A 17,959-nucleotide genomic window follows, 5' to 3' on the forward strand; every position below is an offset into this window, starting at 1 on the left:
TATACAAACGATGAAGGAGCTGCTGCGGCAGCTCCTTTTTACATCTTCACAAAATATAGGTTTTTGTACAGATGTCCTTTGCGAAGTCGGTTTCGACGGTCTGGAATGGACAAAGATTCGGCAGTTCTTAACACTCCCCGAGTCCATCGACCGTGATGATTTCATTGAGTGTTCACACGTTGACCGTGGTCGAGAAACCCGTCCACAAGCTAGGTGAAGTCACCGCTATTACACAGATATAAATCGATCCTAATATTATATATTTACAGGACTTTAGTCCCTGTGGTATATTCTGTAAGACATAGTTTTAACCTTTTTAAAGCCATCTCCTACGGGTGTATTCATTTGGGATATGGCTATTTTTATTGTACGTAATAGGAGAGTGGAAAATGGTTCTTGAGAATAAAATTATAGAGGGCGATCGCCCTATAGTAGTCGAACCAAATGTGAGCGATTTAGTCAATGACAACGACTTGATAAGGATTACCCGAGAACTGCAGATACTCATGGACTATGCCCGTACCGTTATTAAAGATTACAATGCTAAGCGACTGAGCTGACCGTTTAAAGTCAGCTTTTTTTGTATTCAAAATTCTCCTAATGTCCACAACGTAATTCTAGCAACGTTCTGCTTCCGTTTTCCTTCCGTCATTCGTTTATAAATCAATTTTATCAGGTTAGTAGGGTAAAACCTCTTTGACTACAAAGAGAAAGTGGTAAAATAGAGCCTTTCTGTGTATTTAGAGCGTTTTGGCATGAGCTGATAATATCTGTACAAAATAAGATATTTTGTAGAGATGTACTGCTGGGCGTTAAGCTAACTGGCAGGATAGTTCAATCGTATTCACGAATATGTAAACCATTTAAGGTGTTTGCAAAGTTCGGAATATGACGCCATTTGAAAGGGGCGAAGAACGTGAATGCAATATTAGTGAACTCAAGTGAAGTAGAATATTACACTTTTCTTGGACCTATTTTTGAAGCGATTCAGAACAAACAATTTGATTATAATTGGCTGATTACTGAATTAGATTTAAACTTCATTCCTGATAATTTTCTTGAATATTTTGATCAACATCAAGTATTTGAGTCTTATTGGGATCGAGATAATAGATACTGGATTTCAGGTGATCAATTAACCAAGTTGATTAAAGATCATAAGATTCAATTTATTTGGGGAGTCCTTTCAGGATTCAATAAATCAGAACAGGTCGATATTAATAATTTATCTGTTGTACCGTTTGCTGATGGTAATAAGGCTTTTTGGAAGCCAGGAAACACTGTTCAACACCCTAAAGCAGATATTGAAATTGTATGTTGGGACTCAACGTTAACACTAATAATTTGCAAGGATCAATCAGCTGTGAACTACTTTAAGGCTTATTACAAAGATGCTAAAGACCTTGATGAATATAATTTAGAACCGTGATTATAGGTATTTCGAGAATCGCCCCATTATATAACACCATCTTCACGCATCGGGGCGTTCGGGTGTCGGTGCAAACCGAACATCATCACGCTAACGGGTAACGTTAGTTGAATACAACTTAATGTTAAGCAGGCTACAGAAGTCTACTCATTTTAAAACGGGGGGCAGCTTCCTTCAATAATTCAATTAATTTCAACTTCTAAAATGGGGGATGTATATGGGGAGGAAAATCAGAAATTCTGCAAAAGCATTAATTATTAAAGATGGGAAAATGCTCGCAACTAAGCTGAATGACAATGGTGATGTTTTCTATATTATGCCTGGTGGTGGACAGAATTCTGGGGAAAAACTCACAGATGCTGTTAAGCGAGAAGTAGCGGAAGAAACCGGAATAGAAATAGATCCAAAATCATTAGTATTTGTGATTGAGGGTGTGCAGGGTGAAGATTTCCATCGTGTAGATTTGGTTTTTTTATGCGAATACGTAGGCTTACTTGACGGATCTATCTTGCATGGGGACAAAAACCAAGTAGGATATGAATGGCTAGATATTCAAAATCTTATAAAAGAACCATTGTATCCATCAAAATTACGTAAGCAAATTCAAAGATTATTTAAGGGTGAAAAAACAGATGTGTATTTAGGAAATGAGGAAATTGGTGATCCTGAGTGTTTAGAATAAATGAGTAGATCGACATTCAACTAACGGGTAACGATAGTTTAATTAACCGCCTTTGACTGAACTGCACCCCAATTGTTAGACACCTAACAATTGGAGGTGCAGTTTTTCTATGACCAGGTTCAGTACAGCTGAAAAAATACAAGCTGTTATACGTTATCAAGAGGGATCAGACCGCCTGAAGACCATTGCGAAATCAATAGGTCTTCATCACTCTGTCTTTTTAAACTAGGTTAGACAATATGAGTATCATGGTGAGGAAGCTTATAAAAATGGCTATACATCATATTCCGTACAAGATAAACTAGACGTACTTAATCATTTGAACGAACGTGGGACGTCGGTTAGAGAAATGGCTGCGGTATTTAAAATCGTGAGTCATAGTACCATTTTAAGCCGGAAAAGAGGCTTAGAATTACATGGAGTAGACGCCCAGTAGAAGGTTCTTTAGAGGCATTACAAGCAGAGGTTGAACGTTTGCGTATGGAGAATGCGTATTTAAAAAGTTGAATGCCTTAGTTCAAAACAAGGAAAAATCACAAAACAAGACAAGCTACAAGTAGTCTATGAACTAAGGAATGAATTCCCGGTGAAAGCTCTCCTATAGTTAGCAGAAATCCCTCGCAGCACGTATTATTACGGGATAAAAACGTTCGATATGCCAGATGGAGATGCCGGGTTGAAAGGCGTCATTCAAGAGATTTATATGGAGCATCAGGGACGCAATGGTTATCGTCGTATTCGAGATGAGTTAATGAATCGCGGACAGCGTATGAATCATAAGAAGTTTCAGCGTTTGATAAAGGAAATGGGATTCCAACGAGGGGGCGAATCCCGGAGGTTAGTCCGCGCGGACGGAATGAAGTGAAAAAGCATTAGGAATGGGGAAGGTGCAATGCCTTCCTCTTATCTTTTTTGATCGAAAGGATAAATCAATTAAATGTCCGTAAACTACTTTTGTGTAACTTGGCGTTGTTCCTATACGTTTCTGGCTTGACCCCAAAGGCAGCTTTCGCAGATAAAGCCCTTGCTATTCATTATCAATTACAAATGCAAATCTAACGGTGTACCAAACCTTTCAAGTCAAATTGAATGGAACAAATCTTACTGATTTGTACGCCTTTGAAATTAATTTAACCATGATTCGAAGCAACTTCAGTTTATTAGCGTTGACAGCGGAAATTAAGGAGCCTACACTAACATTCAGGGCGATTGGCATATTAAGGGCCGAGGGAAGAACCTCTAAGCACCGAATGAAAATGTTGCTGAAATATCTCCGATTATCCATCATCGTGTCCACATAGTGCAAAATTAAGTCTTGTTTGGTCAAATACTAATATTGGTTGGGAGTTTATCATAATAAGAATACGCTATCACTAGAAAGAGTCAAGCATTCAGACAGCTAAAGGAGAAAACAATGAGTACAAGAAAAGACTTAAAAGATTACCCTTATATGAATAAGAGCTTGTCTATTGAAGAAAGAGTTGCGGACCTTTTATCTAGAATGTCTCTTGAAGAAAAGGTAAGACAGCTTGATATTTATTCTGGAAATGAAATTTCCGATTCAGTAGAAGGCTTAAATGCAGATTTGCTTAACTATGAAAAAATGGAAAAGGTATCTGCAGGAATTGGAATCGGATGCATCCAAAACCGAAATTCCAAAGCAGAGACTGCTAATAAAATTCAGGAGTATATCATCCAAAATTCAAGATGGGGGATTCCGGTACTCTTTAGTGAAGAGGGACTTCACGGTTTTGGGTGGAAGGGCTGTACAGTGCTCCCTCAGCAGGTTGCACTCGCATCAACATTTGAGCCAGAACTCGGATATAAACAAGCGAGAGTCATCGCTTCCGAAGCGCGCAGCTTTGGTATACATGAGGTTTGGGCACCTGTTCTCGATCTGGCTAGGGAAATCCGATGGGGACGAGTGGAAGAAGGATACGGAGAGGATCCTTATCTAGGGTCTCTGTTCGCGGAAAACATAGTAAAAGGACTTCAAACGGATGACCTTACAAGACCCGATGCCGTGGTGTCGGAACCCAAACATTTTACAGGATACGGTGCTCCTAGAGGAGGACACAATTGTGCTCCGGCCATGATGGGGCATCATGACAATGCCTTCTACTGTCTGCCTGTATTTGAGGCTGCATTCCAAGCGGGTGCAATGAATACAATGTGTTCCTACAACTCCATTGACGGCACTCCTGTGGCTAGCGACCATTCGCTGCTTACTGGTGTACTTCGCGACAAGTGGGGCATGAAGGGCTTCGTACGTGCGGATATGACGGCTGTCTCCATGTTGCATACGATGCACTTTGTTGCTGAAAACAATCGGGAAGCTATCAAAATGGGACTTGAAGCCGGCGTTGACATGCAGCTTTACGACTTTCCGCATGATATATACCAGGACAGCATTATTGACCTTGTAAAATCAGGTGAGGTGGACGAGAAGGTTGTAGACACAGCCGTAGGGCGTGTCCTTACAGTTAAATTTACAGTTGGAATCTTTGAAAATCCTTATACAGATATCGAACTTTCTTCGAAAGTTGTTCACAGTGAGGAGCACGTGCAGACGGCTCTCGAAGTTGCAAGAAAGTCGATCTGCCTGTTGAAAAACAGCAAAAATACACTTCCTCTCAAAAGAGACATTGGCAAGATTGCAGTGATCGGACCAAGCGCGGATGTTCCCCGTTACGGAGATTACAGCAGTCCAGTTGTGCCTGAGCATGCGGTCACGCTTTTGAAAGGCATCCAAAACATCGTTTCGGATAAGACCGAAGTTATCTATGCCAAGGGCTGCGAAATTCTGGAGTCCGACCTAATGACAATACCGGGCAAATGGCTCAAGGACAATGATGGCAACGACGGACTTGTAGGTGAGTACTACAATTCTCTTTCTTTTGAGGGAGATCCTGTTTGTGTACGAAATGACAAACAGATAAACTTCAACTGGATTTACACAAAACCTGCTGACGGCGTCAACGCAGATAACTTCACTGTTCGTTGGACAGGCAAAATTAAACCGTGCGATACAGTGGATGGTTACATTGGACTCAGCAGCATGGACAGCATGCGTTTGTGGATCGACGGCACGCTGCTTGTTGACGGTTGGGGCGACCTTGACTCCAATCAGATGGTTGCGTTTAAATTTGTCGAAGGCGAAGAGTACGATGTTAAGGTTGAGTATCTCAATGATTCACGTGGGGTAAGAGTAATCCTCGGTTACAGCCTTGGCAACGATTATATGGACGCAGCGGTTAAAGCAGCACAAGAGGCGGATGTTGCAATTGTTGCGGTGGGTGACAACGATCAGACTAGTGGAGAGAACCTGGACAGAGCGGACCTTAATCTTCCGGGCAGACAACTTGAACTCGTCAAGAGAATTTATGAAACAGGAACGCCTGTTGTTCTTGTCCTCCAAAACGGACGTCCGATGTCGATCACATGGGAGGCAGAGCATTTACATGCGATTATAGAGGCATGGTTTGTTGGAGAACAGGGCGGAAATGCTATTGCAGAGGTTATTTTCGGAGATGTCAATCCTGCTGGTCGTATTCCGATGTCTTTCCCAAGATCGGTTGGTCAGCTGCCTGTATACTATAACCGCACACCATTCTATGGACATAAATATGTTGAAATGGACTGGCTCCCACTGTACCCATTTGGGTTCGGGCTGAGTTACACAACATTTGCGTATTCGGATCTTGACATTTCAACAAAGGAAATTGCTCCGGATGGAACAGTGGATGTATCGTTTAACGTAACTAATACGGGAAATGTCGCAGGTGAGGAAGTTGCTCAGCTTTATATTAGGGATGAATTCAGCAGCACGGTCAGACCAGTCAAGGAGCTTGCAGGGTTTAAGCGAATTCACCTTGAAATAGGCGAAACAAAGCGCATCACGCTGACACTGGGATACAGACAACTCCGTACACTTACTAGAAGCCATGATTGGGTTGTGGAACCGGGTAAATTTGAGGTAATGGTTGGACCTAATTCGGGCGACGTTCCGCTAACAGGAGAGTTTTTCGTTCGGTAATAAATTTGGAAGAGTTACTAGTGCCGGTTTGATCCGGAATTAGGGAGGTAGTTCATTTGCTGCGTATGCTATTCATGCGTTAGCAATGAACTAGCTCCCTTTTATAACGTTCCATTTCCCTCCCGATTTTCGCCAGGTGGGTTCGCTAGGTATTGTTTTCTTATTCAGATGGTGGGCTTAACTAGGATGGCATACTTGTTCGTTATGCTAACGGGATATGATTGTTCAATAAACAGCGGCAGTCTAGGACATTATTTTCACGTCCCAGGCTACCGCTGTTTCTATTGTTAGGGTCAGTCTAATACTTATTTTACGAGGGTTTTATTGGGGACAACCATAAGGGGGTTCAGGCAAGCCTAAACGGTCTAAGTTGACGCATACCGTACTTTGCCAGTAGGCCAGCTGATCATCCAGCTCTTTCGCAGAATGCTGTTGAATGATTTCGATGTAGGCTGTAGCTGCCGCGACTTCCGGATTGAAGGATCTGGACCAGTAATCCGACCGATCATAACGGCCGATCCATTGTCCGTCAACGCCGAATTTTTGTTGATCGGTTGCACCGATGACGGCTCCGTCCGCTGTTCGCAGCAAAAGGAAGACGCCGCCGGTAAATCCGGTTAATTTGACGTTGTTTTTCGTTCAAGTAACGACATCAAGCTGGCCGGCAAGTGCTCCCGAGCGCTGTAGTGTAGCCCGTGTGTACATGTATCGCCCGCCATTGGAGCTTTGCCAGGAAGCCTCTGTGGTTAAAGAAGGAATTGTTTGGATAGAGGATGAAGGTGAAGTGCTCCCACCAGTGCTTCCTCCATCATAACCGCCGCCTCCGATCGGATCTTCCGACATCCGCGCAGAAACCGAAGAAGCAGGAACAGCAGCGAGCAGGGTAACAGCGGCAAGCATAAATGTTAACAATAAACCTTTCCATGTTTTCATCATAAAACCCTCCATATAATTGATTTCGTGTGGTTGCAACCCTCCATCATTATGGATTGAATACCCCATCCAAAAAGTACCAATTTTTTATAGTACTGGTGTAGATTTCGTTTATGGTTTAGTGATTAAATCACGGAATTGCATATGAACATGTTCACGCGACGGTACCGATGCTACGGTTCAATATTTTGTAATCTAATCGCGACGCAAATGTTGTTTTATAAGGTTTTGAACAATAGTAGAAAAACACATATTTAAAAGATAATTTTCAATTATTATTTCATTCGTTATCCCGTACACTTATAACTGCAGTGAGATTATAAAATTGGAGGTTAACCATGAAGCCTATGAATTCCAGCAGACCACAACGATGGCTTGCTACCATTCTGATCGCGACGACGGTGGGTTATCTAATGCCAGTATATCCGAATGTCCATGCGGCATCGGACGACGATTTGGCGCTGAAGAAGTCCGTCACGGTCTCATCGAACGAAACAAGCAACTTCACCGCACAGAAAGCGGTAGACGGCGATTCGGCGACGCGCTGGTCGAGCCTTTACACAGACGGGGAATGGATTTCGGTGGATTTGGGTCAAATCTACGAGATTAACGGCGTGAAGCTGAATTGGGAAGCAGCATACGGCAATGGGTACAAAATTCAAGTCTCAACGGACGGAAGTACGTGGAATGACGTGTTCACAACGAACGCGGGAGACGGCGGATTTGATTACATCACGTTTGAACCGGTTCGTGCCAAATATGTCAAAATGCAAGGAACAAGCCGTGCTACGAATTATGGATACTCTTTATATGATTTCGAGGTCCATCAACCGACGAATGAAGTATCAGGCATTCAAATGAACCAGACGAGACTCACGATCAAGGAAGGCGAGATTGGTCAATTGGAAGCGTTACTGCAGCCGTTTAATACGACCAACAACCAAATCAAGTGGACAACTAGTGATGAGTCCGTTGTGAAAATCGCGAACGCAAGCGGCAGCAAAGTTATACTGGAGGGCTTGAAGGAAGGTACGGCAACTGTGACTGCGGCAACGGCGGACGGCAGCAAGCAGACAACGGCGACCGTTAAGATCGCTAAGGAAATCATCAATCCGTTTAATCCCAATTACCGTGCATACGAGCCTCCACCATCCACTTACAAATACAATGAATTTCAACTCGCAGGCAGCGTGCAATTCGAGAAGAATAACGCACAAATTCGATCCGTTAAAAATAAATGGACCGTTCGCATACCAGGGCAGACCGTGAAGGACGAATTGGACTTAAGTGATGTTACCGTAACCGGACTGCCGAATGGATTAAGTTACGATTTGAAGAAAAGCTCCAGTGAGACGATCGACATCATCGTCAAGGGCAGCGCCGCCGTTCCGGTTCTAGACGATACAACCATCCAAATTTCCGTGAAGAAAAGTGCATTTGGCGGGGCGAAGGATCTCGATCCGATACAGGCCATGATTCATTATGGAGGACTTGAAATTCCTTCGTCCGTTCAAGTCGACTGGGCAAACCAAGAGATCGGGATGTTCATGCATATTAACCGTCATCCAAATGGTTCCGCACTTCCACCGTCGCAAATGACATTGTCAAAATTGAATACGGATCAATGGGCAGACGTTGCCGTAAGTTTAGGCGCGAAATATATGGTTGTCGTCATCAAACATATGGACGGGTTTGCATGGTGGAATTCCCAGGACAATGTTCTCGGTATCCATCAGACACCTTATGAAGACGGAAAAGGCGACGTCATGGCGGATCTCACAAAATCCGCGAAAGAGCGCGGGCTTAAGCTTGGATTCTATATCTCCCCGCAAGACAAAGCTTTTGGTGCCGGATTGGGAGGAACGATCAGCGATCCGATCAAAATGGAAAAATACGTTGATTATTATGTGCGCCAGCTGCAGGAATTAACGACGAAATATGGCGATATATTCGAAATCTGGTTCGATGGCAATTTGGACCCTCGTCTTGTAGAGCGCGTGAAAGAGACAATCGACCGCAATCAGCCGAATGCTATACAGTTCCAAGGCACATACAATCTGGTTCGCTGGGTAGGCAACGAGGGGGGAAGTAAACCGTTCAAGCCGTGGAATACTGTCTCTCAAGCTGGTCTGGACCGTTTCATGAACAAAGAGGGCGATGTGACAAGCAACTATAGCGATCCGAACGGGGTTTATTGGCTGCCGAACGAGACGGACACCAGTCTGCATGAAGGCGGAACTTACGAGGGGCAATGGTTCGGAGGCACGCCGAAGCCGCTAAATACATTGGTGAATGCCTTTTACAATTCCGTAGGGGAAGGTACGAATTTGCTGCTGAATGTATCACCGCAAACCGATGGTATGATCCCCGATAATTATGTTCAACGGGCGAAGGAGTTAGGGACAACCATATCGGACCGGGTCGGTTATCCGCTTGCTATCACCAAAGGTGAAGGCAAGTCGATCGAGCTCGACCTGAATGGTACCAAGGAGATCGACCATATCATTGCTATGGAAGATATCACATTTGGCGAGAGAGTACGAAAATATTCGTATGAAGGACAAACGGAAGACGGCACATGGATAAAGCTGGCGGATGGCGAAGCGATCGGCCACAAGCATATCATCAAAATCAATCCCGTTACTGTCAAGAAAGTTCGCCTGCAAATCAGCGAATCTGTTCTGACGCCGAAAATATCGAAATTGTATGTCACTAGAACGGGTATCAAAGACATAGATCCAACACCGCCAACGATTCCATCCGAATTGAAAGCCGAAGTGAAGGACGATACTTCCGTTACCTTATCCTGGAACGCCGCTGCCGATCCGGAAACAGGTATTAAACAATATTATATCTACCGTAACGGGATAAAGGTCGGGGAAACATCAGGCACGAATTACATCGATAATGGATTAACCGAATCGAATGAGTATACCTACCAGTTATCGGCTGTTAACGGTCAAGGCATAGAAGGAGAGAAGAGCGGTGCAATAACTGTGAATACAGCAGTGGATACGATTCCTCCTACAGTTGACAAAGTGGTATCTCTGCAAAGTGATAAAATTTCCGTTACATTCAGCGAGCCTGTTGATCCGCAATCCGCTCAGAATACAGGAAATTTCGTATTGAATACTTCGATCTCCGTGCGTTCTGCCGTGTTAGTGGACGACAAGACGGTTGAATTGACGCTGGCAGGACCGCTTGAGGAATTGAAAAGTTACATCCTCACGATTTCCGGGATAAAAGATCGTGCGGCTGCGCCGAACACGATTACAACGGATACGAAAATCACATTCACGAGCAATTCGAGCCTTGAACAATTTTTTCATTTCAACGAGAATCAGGGCAATACCGTGGTCGATAAAGTAACGGGCCACGCTAGCGTCATTCATGGTTCCGCTCCGGTCTGGGTTGAAGGTAAAGCTGGTAAAGCGCTCGACTTTAATGGCAAGGATCACTCGATCATTATTGATCCGATTGTAAATCGTACCAACTTCACCTTATCTGCCTGGATCAAACCGCGATCATACGATGATTACAAGATGATTTTATCGCAGGGACAGGAGAACAAATCGCCATATCAATGGGATTGGTGGATTTCGAAAGGCAAAATGTACTTCGAAATGACAAACGAGCTTGCCCAAGATTTCGGTCTGTGGGAGTTTGGTACGCCGGCAGGCTCCATACCGTTGAATGAATGGTCGCATGTTGCCGTTACACGCGATGGGAACAAATACAAGATGTTTATAAATGGCGAGCAGGCAGCAGAGAAAGTAATCTCTGGATTTATCGATCAACCGTACAACTCTTATCAATTCCGGATTGGATCCAGATCGAATGAGGACGGATCGAAATTGGTGAATGTGTTCGAAGGATCGCTTGATGAAATCCGGTTATACAGCAAGCCGCTATCAAACGAGGAAGTGCGCAAACTTTACGCGTCAGTGAACGTTGTTCCTTCTTTAGATCCGGCTGTCGTATTCTCCGGTGCGCAATCGGTTCAGGCGGGCGAGACCTTCAAGTTGAATTTGGGATTGGAAAGAGTCAAGGGGATTTATGCCCAGGATCTTGCTTTCGATTTCGATCCTAATGTGTTCGAATTCGTATCGGCAAAGTCGTTGCGGACGGGAACGGAGATCCTTAGGACGGTGAAAGAACCGCAGGGCAAGCTCCGATTCATTCTTGCAAGCCAAGGTTCTGACCAGGCTGTTGACGGGGATGCTCTCATGTTGGAACTAACGTTGCGGGCTAAGGATACGAATAAGGATACATCCGGGATAATTGCGCTAAGTCAGGCGATTTTAGGCAACGGAATTGGAGAAGAGACACTTCTTCCAAATATATACGTGAGTATCGACATTACCGCAACCGGTATGATCGAGGATGTGAACAAAGACGGGAAGGTCAGCGTTGGCGATCTGTCGATTGTCGCATTCCATTACGGCAAAAATCAATCCAGCAACGATTGGCAGGAAGCGAAGAAAGCCGATGCGAACCGCGATGGCAAAGTAGATATTTCCGATTTATCGATGGTTGCCAAGAAGATCATAGGAGGTTAATAAAGTCTATTTCGAAGGAAGTTCATATACGGTAAATACCATTATGCGAGATACGAGGAAGGAGAAAAGAAAATGAATGCAATGAATACGATGAAACGTATGATGGCAATTGCACTGGTATTGGCCATGACACTCTCTTTATTCGTGGGGGCGGTATCGGCGGCCGAAACACCTCCCGATAAAAATTTGGCACTGGGCAAAGTTACTAAGGCGTCTGGTGTAAGCGGTTTCGCCAAGGAAAATGCGGTGGATGGCAACACGGGTACCCGCTGGGCTCATGAAGTGGGCTCCGCCTGGATCAGTGTCGATTTGGACGCGCTCAGTGAGCTGGAGAAGTTGGAAATTGAGTGGGAGAATAATTCCATTGATATGGACTACTCGATCCAGTTTTCAAACGACAACGAGGTGTGGAGCGAGGCGATCACCAGGCAGAAGGTCGGTGTGTCGCACAGCACCATCGTATTGGACAGCGGCGTGTCCGCGCGGTATGTCAAGGTCAGCGCCAAGGTGACAAAAGGTTATCCGTCGGTTTCTATCCGCGAGCTGGAGATCTGGGGCGTTGCCCCCGACACTCCCCAGCCACCGAAGGAACTCAACCTCGACCCGGCGAATATCGCTCTGGGCAAAGCTGCAACAGCATACAAGAGCCCCATCAATTACTGGGGGCCAGATAAGCTGACAGACGGAATTGTCAACCGTAACGCCGACAAGCCGACTCAGTCCCGCTGGTCCAGCGAGTCGGCTGCGCCGGGCTGGGTTACCATCGACCTCAAGCAGCAGCAGGTCTTTGATCGGTTGACCCTCGAATGGGAGCAGAAAGTCGTCGAGGATTACCATATTGAGGTCTCGGACGACAACAAGACGTGGTCGAAGGTCTACACGGCAGATACAAACAAGGATGGCTATCCTTTTACCGATCAGGTCGTGCTGGAGAACTCGGTAACTGCGCAGTACGTCAAGCTGTCAATCGACAAGCTCAAACAGGGCGCATTCCCTAGCGTCTCCCTGTATGAAATCAAAATTTGGGCGCCCGATGTGTCTAGTATTAATAAGGCTCTTGGCAAAACGGCGAGCGCGTCGAAGGACGACGGCACGCACAAGCCCAATTTTGCGGTGGATGGGATTATCAATCGCGACGACAACAAGCCGTCTCAGTCCCGCTGGGCGAGTGAGCCGCAGGGAAAGGGCGCATGGCTCATGGTGGATCTCGGCGTGCCGCTGGACTTCAACCGCGTGGCGCTCGATTGGGAGACCATGGATATCAAAACCGACTTCCACATTGAGGTCTCCAACGACAACAAGACATGGGAGACTGTGTACACTGTAGGCACGCGTGAATACGCGCTGCATGAGGAATTCATGCTGGCGGCCATGATTAATGCACGGTATGTCAGGCTGGTGGCTGACAAGGTGGACGGCTATCCGTCGGTCTCGCTCTATGAGTTCGGACTCTACCAGGATCAGGACTTTGTTAGCGCAATCGACAAGGTCAAGGAGCAGATAAAGGACATCACTCTGAAGCCTGAGGACACCGAGCTCCCGATGCCGACCGGACTGCCAAGCGGAGTGGAGGTGACTTACGGAGGTACTGACTATGAACAGATCATCGACGCAAATCGCAAGATCCACAAACCGATGGTTGACACCGAGGTAGCGGTAGAGTTCAAGATCAAGTTTGCGTTTGGTAAGGAGACCGAACTGTACGAGGTCAAGCTAACCGTTCCGGGCAAGTACGACAGCGCGCAATCGAAGAATGCCAAGCCTAAGGTGCTGCCCGAGCTGCAGCAGTGGTTCGGCCACGAAGGCGACTTCATCATCGAATCGGCGAGCAAGATTGTAGTAGATCCAGCGCTAGGCCAGGCATATCAGGACATGGCACAGACCTTTGCGGTGGATTATAAGGAGATCACAGGAAATGCGATCACCGTGGTGACCGGCACCACACCCGCCGCCGGGGACTTCTACTTCAAGGCCAGCACGGAGAAGCTTGACAAGGAAACCTACGACATGGAGATTGGGGAATCTGTGACCGTCTCGGCCAGCGACAGTGTGGGCGCGTTCTGGTCCACCCGTACGATCTTGCAAATACTCAAGCGCAACGGCACCAGCATCCCGAAGGGGCTTGTACGCGACTACCCATTGTATGAAGTGCGCGGCTTTATGTTCGACGTGGGGCGCAAGGCGATTCCGTTAGATTTCCTGGAGATGTGGGTCAAGCAGATGTCATGGTACAAGATGAACGACTTTAACCTCCATCTCTCCGACGAAGCGTTCGACCTTAGCTACTGGGGCTTCCGCCTGGAATCTAATGTACCGAAACTGACCAGCACCGACATCTACTATACCAAGGATGAGTTCCGCCAGTTACAGATTGACAGCAAGGCCCAAGGCGTGAATATCGTGCCCGAGTTCGACACGCCGGGTCACGCTTCGGCCTATACGCACGCACGGCCAGATCTGGCGCGGCCGGGTAAGAGTAACTATCTCGACGTAGAGAACCCGGATTCGCTCAAATTCATGAAGGAAGTCTTCGCAGAGTACATGGAGGATGAGAACCCCGTATTCCTGCCGGATACTGTGGTACACATTGGAACCGACGAGTACAAGGGTGGCAGCCAGGCGGAAAAGGAAGCGTTCCGCGTGTATCAGGATGCGCTGCTCAAGTTTATCCGCGACGACATGCATCGCACGCCGCGCGTTTGGGGCTCGCAGACCGAGAACAGTGGAACGACCCCGATCACCGTGGAGGGTGTACAGATGTACATGTGGTATCCGGGTTACGCGAACCCGAAGGCGATGTACGACCTGGGGTACGAGATGATCAACATCCACGACGGTAACGTATACATTGTACCGGGCGCGGGCTATTACTGGGATTATTTGAGCAAGTCCAATATTCTTAAAAGCTGGAAGCCGAACAACATGATGGGCCTACAGCTCCCTGCGGGAGACCCGCAGGTCAAGGGCGGCTCCTACGCGCTGTGGAACGACAAAACCGGCGTTAAGAACGACAACGGAACCACTGACGTAGAGTTGTTTGACCGTATGTTCGACATCCTGCCTACTTTCAGCGAGCGGCTGTGGAGCAGCGCCAAGGATTACACCGTGGCAGACATTGACGCGCTAACGGCGCAGATCAAGTACGCGCCGGGGACCAACCCGACCTATGAGGTGAAGAGCAAGGAACAGGCCGTGCAATACTATGCCTTCGCCGAGGGCAAGGAAAAGGTAGACGCATCCTCAAACGGCTACAATCTTGAGGGCGATCCGATCAACGCGGCCTTTGTTGAGGGACGGGATGATCAAGTGCTCCAGCTTAAGGGCGGCGAAAGCTACGTGGAAACGCCGGTGGACAACATGCGCATCAACGCCACGCTGGACTTCTGGGTGAAGCGCACGGCAGATGACGACGACACAGAAAAGGTTCTGTTCGAGTCCGAAATCGGCGCGATCAAGGCTGTGCAGAAGGGAACCGGCAAAGTGGGCTTCTCCCGCGACTTCCGAGACTATTCCTTCAATTACACGCTGCCAAAGGACGAATGGGTGCGCCTGACGCTGGTGACGGAGTACACCAAGACCACGCTCTATGTTAACGGCACGAAGATTCATACGCTGGAGAGGACAGAGCAGGGCGGCAACAAATGGGCGTCGCTAATCACGCCGATGTCCCGCATCGGCAGCAAAACCAGCGCCTTCAGGGGTGAGATCGACAGCGTCGCGCTCTATAACTTTGCGGCCAAGGCGGAGCAAGTGAATAACCTGCCGGCGCCGGACATTATCCACACCATCACCTTTAAGACCAACGGCGGCAGTGCGGTTAGCGCAGCTACCGTAAAGGACGGCGAGAAGGCGGCGAAGCCCGTCGAACCGACACGTGAAGGGTATATCTTCGCTGACTGGTACACGGATATGGATCTGACGCAGGCCTATGACTTCAACACCAAGGTTACAAAGGATTTCATCCTGTACGCCAAGTGGGAAGTCCCGGGAATGGAACAACCGGACGCGCCGACTGCGAAGGATGTAACCGTCACCCTGCCAGCTGTAGACGCAGCAGTGGGCCAAACTCTGATTACGGTCAGCACTGCTTTGGAGTTTAGAATTATTAGTGAGTCCAATGCGGAAAAACAAGCTTGGACCTCAGGAGTAGGAGAAGCGCAAAAGACCTCGGCAACTCCGGCGCTCGTTGCAGGAGACAAGATCGAAGTTCGCGTGAAAGCAGCCGATTCTACCCCGGCAGGCGAGATTTACACCTATATCGTTGCTGCCGAGGACATTGGCAAAGAGGGGGAGAAATCGGATGCTGAAACGGTGCTAACCGGCCCGACTGCGGTTTCCGGGGATAAGACATTCACTGTTAACATGGGGCTCAATTATTTGAAGAATCCAGCTTATGCCCTGGATATTTCGCTGGCCTACGATGCGGATCGATTTGAGTTTATGTCAGCAGATTCGATTATGGAAGGAATCGATATCGTAGAATTGCGTCAGGAAGCGGAAGGGAAGATTCGTCTAATTGTCGCAAGCAGTGGCGCAGACCATGCTGTCGTTGATGACGCGCAGCTACTGGCATTTACCTTCAAAGCCAAGACGGTTGCAGAGAACACGGAGGGCAGCATTGCCGTTACTAATATGGTGTTTGGCGATGCGCAGGGCAATGAATATATCGGCAAAAATTCTATGATTCATATTGAGATTACAGGCGCAAATCCAGGTATTAAAGAGGATGTAAACGGCGATGGGAAAGTCAGCATTGGTGATTTGGCCATTGTAGCTTCACGTTATGGCAAAACTTCAGCCGATACAGATTGGGAAGAAGTAAAGCGAGCTGATCTAAACGGAGATGGATTCATTGATTTGCAGGATCTGGTTGCAGTAGCTTTAAAAATAGTTACTGAATAAGTCGCAAAGGGATATCCGGAAAAGTCGAATGACTACGGGATATCCCTTTTTTCTTTATAAGGAAATATATGGATGTCAACAGAAAATAAAGTATTTTCTTAGTGCTTAGGTTAAGATAAGTCCCCTCACTAAAAAGCTACATGTTTTGGATAGGACTATGAATCATGATGTTAACGTAGACATATAACGAAGGCTTATTGAACGTTTTTGAAGTATGATTACATTTTGAGGAAGGTGATATAAAAGGTGATCTACTCAGGGATAGTCTTGGCTTGCGTAATCATACAAAATATATATATTCTAATTACACAACCAGATAAATATAAACCATGGATTGCAGTATTTAATTTATTTGTAGGTATCATAATGACAATAATGGCTGTTATATATTATTTTGATGCTAATAAACCTAAAATAGGACCAGTAGGAAATGGACCCAATCATGATTTAATTTTGACCAATTTTCTCGTCATGATGTTTACGGGAGGAAGCTTTTTAATTATCGGTATTATCGGCGTTCACACTATAAGAAAGCTGAAGCACAAGAAATAATATGAGCAGCTATCTCGCTGAGTATGGGTTACGAGTCATGTATCCGGATGAAAAACAGCTAAAAAAATGGTAGAGGTGTTTACAATAAAAACAATTGGGCTAATAGGTGGAATGAGCTGGGAGTCATCCTTGCTTTATTACCAAATCATTAATCAGCGTGTAAAGGAAAAATTAGGCGGACTCCATTCAGCAAAAAGTCTTATGCTTTCGGTGGATTTTCATGAGATCAAGACTCTTCAACATGAAGGAAAATGGGATGAAGCCACAAAGATCATGATTGATTCTGCACAAAAACTCGAATCTGGCGGATCAGATTGCATTGTCATATGCACGAATACAATGCACAAGATGGCAAAAGAAGTAGAAGAATCGGTCTCTATACCATTACTGCATATAGCTGATGCAACGGCAAATGAAATTGTTGAATGTGGTATTAAAAAAGTCGCTTTACTCGGTACTGCTTTTACGATGGAACAAGATTTTTACAAGGGGAGACTTATTGAAAAATTTGGACTAGATGTTATCGTTCCAGATGAAGGAGATAGGAAGATTGTACATGATATTATCTATGAGGAGCTTTGTCTCGGAATTATTAATGAAAATTCAAAACAGTCCTACTTAAAGATCATTAATCGCCTTGTCCAAGATGGGGTAGAAGCCGTTATCCTTGGCTGCACAGAAATTACCTTATTAATATCTCAACTGGATTGCAGTGTTCCTATTTTTGATACAACGAAAATTCACGCTGAATATGCAGTGGATTTTGCTCTGGAAAGCACCTGATATATGTTTAGTAAATTTACTAGGCTAGTGATTTTGATAGGAAAGAATCACCAGCCTATTTTTGCTTTTCTCCATTTATTCAA

Annotated in this window: 10 protein-coding genes and 1 pseudogene; 8 read left to right on the forward strand and 3 right to left on the reverse strand. The window is 46.0% G+C overall.

The annotated features are described in order from the left end of the window. Positions 1 to 455: 455 nt before the first annotated feature. Positions 456 to 590: a hypothetical protein gene (locus tag AC0YN6_RS07085; RefSeq protein WP_475745950.1), complete on the reverse strand. Its 135-nt coding sequence runs from the start codon at positions 588 to 590 to the stop codon at positions 456 to 458. A 326-nt stretch (positions 591 to 916) separates the two neighbouring features. Between AC0YN6_RS07085 and AC0YN6_RS07090 the strand changes: the two genes are divergently transcribed. From AC0YN6_RS07090 to AC0YN6_RS07105, 4 genes and pseudogenes are all read left to right on the forward strand, one after another. Then, positions 917 to 1,429 carry a hypothetical protein gene (locus tag AC0YN6_RS07090; protein ID WP_475745951.1) on the forward strand — a complete coding sequence of 171 codons (513 nt, stop codon included), beginning with the start codon at positions 917 to 919 and terminating at the stop codon, positions 1,427 to 1,429. 217 nt (positions 1,430 to 1,646) lie between these two features. Further along, positions 1,647 to 2,111 carry an NUDIX domain-containing protein gene (locus AC0YN6_RS07095; protein ID WP_475745952.1) on the forward strand — a complete coding sequence of 155 codons (465 nt, stop codon included), beginning with the start codon at positions 1,647 to 1,649 and terminating at the stop codon, positions 2,109 to 2,111. Between the two features lie 109 nt (positions 2,112 to 2,220). Then, positions 2,221 to 2,928: pseudogene (locus tag AC0YN6_RS07100) on the forward strand (IS3 family transposase); the annotation flags it as partial. Positions 2,929 to 3,525: 597 nt separating this feature from the next. Continuing rightward, complete coding sequence (locus AC0YN6_RS07105; RefSeq protein WP_475745953.1) at positions 3,526 to 6,147, forward strand: glycoside hydrolase family 3 protein; 2,622 nt, start codon at positions 3,526 to 3,528, stop codon at positions 6,145 to 6,147. Between the two features lie 321 nt (positions 6,148 to 6,468). Here AC0YN6_RS07105 and AC0YN6_RS07110 read toward each other — a convergent pair whose 3' ends face one another. Both AC0YN6_RS07110 and AC0YN6_RS07115 read right to left on the reverse strand, forming a co-directional pair. Next, positions 6,469 to 6,738 carry a hypothetical protein gene (locus AC0YN6_RS07110; protein WP_475745954.1) on the reverse strand — a complete coding sequence of 90 codons (270 nt, stop codon included), beginning with the start codon at positions 6,736 to 6,738 and terminating at the stop codon, positions 6,469 to 6,471. Between the two features lie 48 nt (positions 6,739 to 6,786). After that, positions 6,787 to 7,083, reverse strand: coding sequence for a hypothetical protein (locus tag AC0YN6_RS07115; protein WP_475745955.1), 297 nt, complete (start codon positions 7,081 to 7,083; stop codon positions 6,787 to 6,789). 335 nt (positions 7,084 to 7,418) lie between these two features. Here AC0YN6_RS07115 and AC0YN6_RS07120 point away from each other — a divergent pair, with 335 nt between their 5' ends. The 4 genes from AC0YN6_RS07120 (at position 7,419) to AC0YN6_RS07135 (ending at position 17,876) form a co-directional block, all read left to right on the forward strand. Next, positions 7,419 to 11,639, forward strand: coding sequence for a discoidin domain-containing protein (locus AC0YN6_RS07120; RefSeq protein ID WP_475745956.1), 4,221 nt, complete (start codon positions 7,419 to 7,421; stop codon positions 11,637 to 11,639). Between the two features lie 72 nt (positions 11,640 to 11,711). Next, positions 11,712 to 16,541, forward strand: a complete 4,830-nt coding sequence (locus AC0YN6_RS07125) for a discoidin domain-containing protein (RefSeq protein ID WP_475745957.1) — start codon at positions 11,712 to 11,714, stop codon at positions 16,539 to 16,541. 246 nt (positions 16,542 to 16,787) lie between these two features. After that, on the forward strand, positions 16,788 to 17,093 hold the full coding sequence (locus tag AC0YN6_RS07130) for a hypothetical protein (RefSeq protein ID WP_475745958.1): 306 nt from the start codon (positions 16,788 to 16,790) through the stop codon (positions 17,091 to 17,093). Between the two features lie 84 nt (positions 17,094 to 17,177). Next, positions 17,178 to 17,876: an aspartate/glutamate racemase family protein gene (locus AC0YN6_RS07135; RefSeq protein ID WP_475746290.1), complete on the forward strand. Its 699-nt coding sequence runs from the start codon at positions 17,178 to 17,180 to the stop codon at positions 17,874 to 17,876. Positions 17,877 to 17,959 lie beyond the last annotated feature (83 nt).

The organism is Paenibacillus sp. J22P15 (assembly GCF_056269345.1).

Coding starts and splice junctions, on each gene's coding strand:
- AC0YN6_RS07115 (WP_475745955.1), bottom strand. CDS start 7,083: ATGATGAAAACATGGAAAGGTTTATTGTTAACATTTATGCTTGCCGCT.
- AC0YN6_RS07105 (WP_475745953.1), top strand. CDS start 3,526: ATGAGTACAAGAAAAGACTTAAAAGATTACCCTTATATGAATAAGAGC.
- AC0YN6_RS07125 (WP_475745957.1), top strand. CDS start 11,712: ATGAATGCAATGAATACGATGAAACGTATGATGGCAATTGCACTGGTA.
- AC0YN6_RS07120 (WP_475745956.1), top strand. CDS start 7,419: ATGAAGCCTATGAATTCCAGCAGACCACAACGATGGCTTGCTACCATT.
- AC0YN6_RS07095 (WP_475745952.1), top strand. CDS start 1,647: ATGGGGAGGAAAATCAGAAATTCTGCAAAAGCATTAATTATTAAAGAT.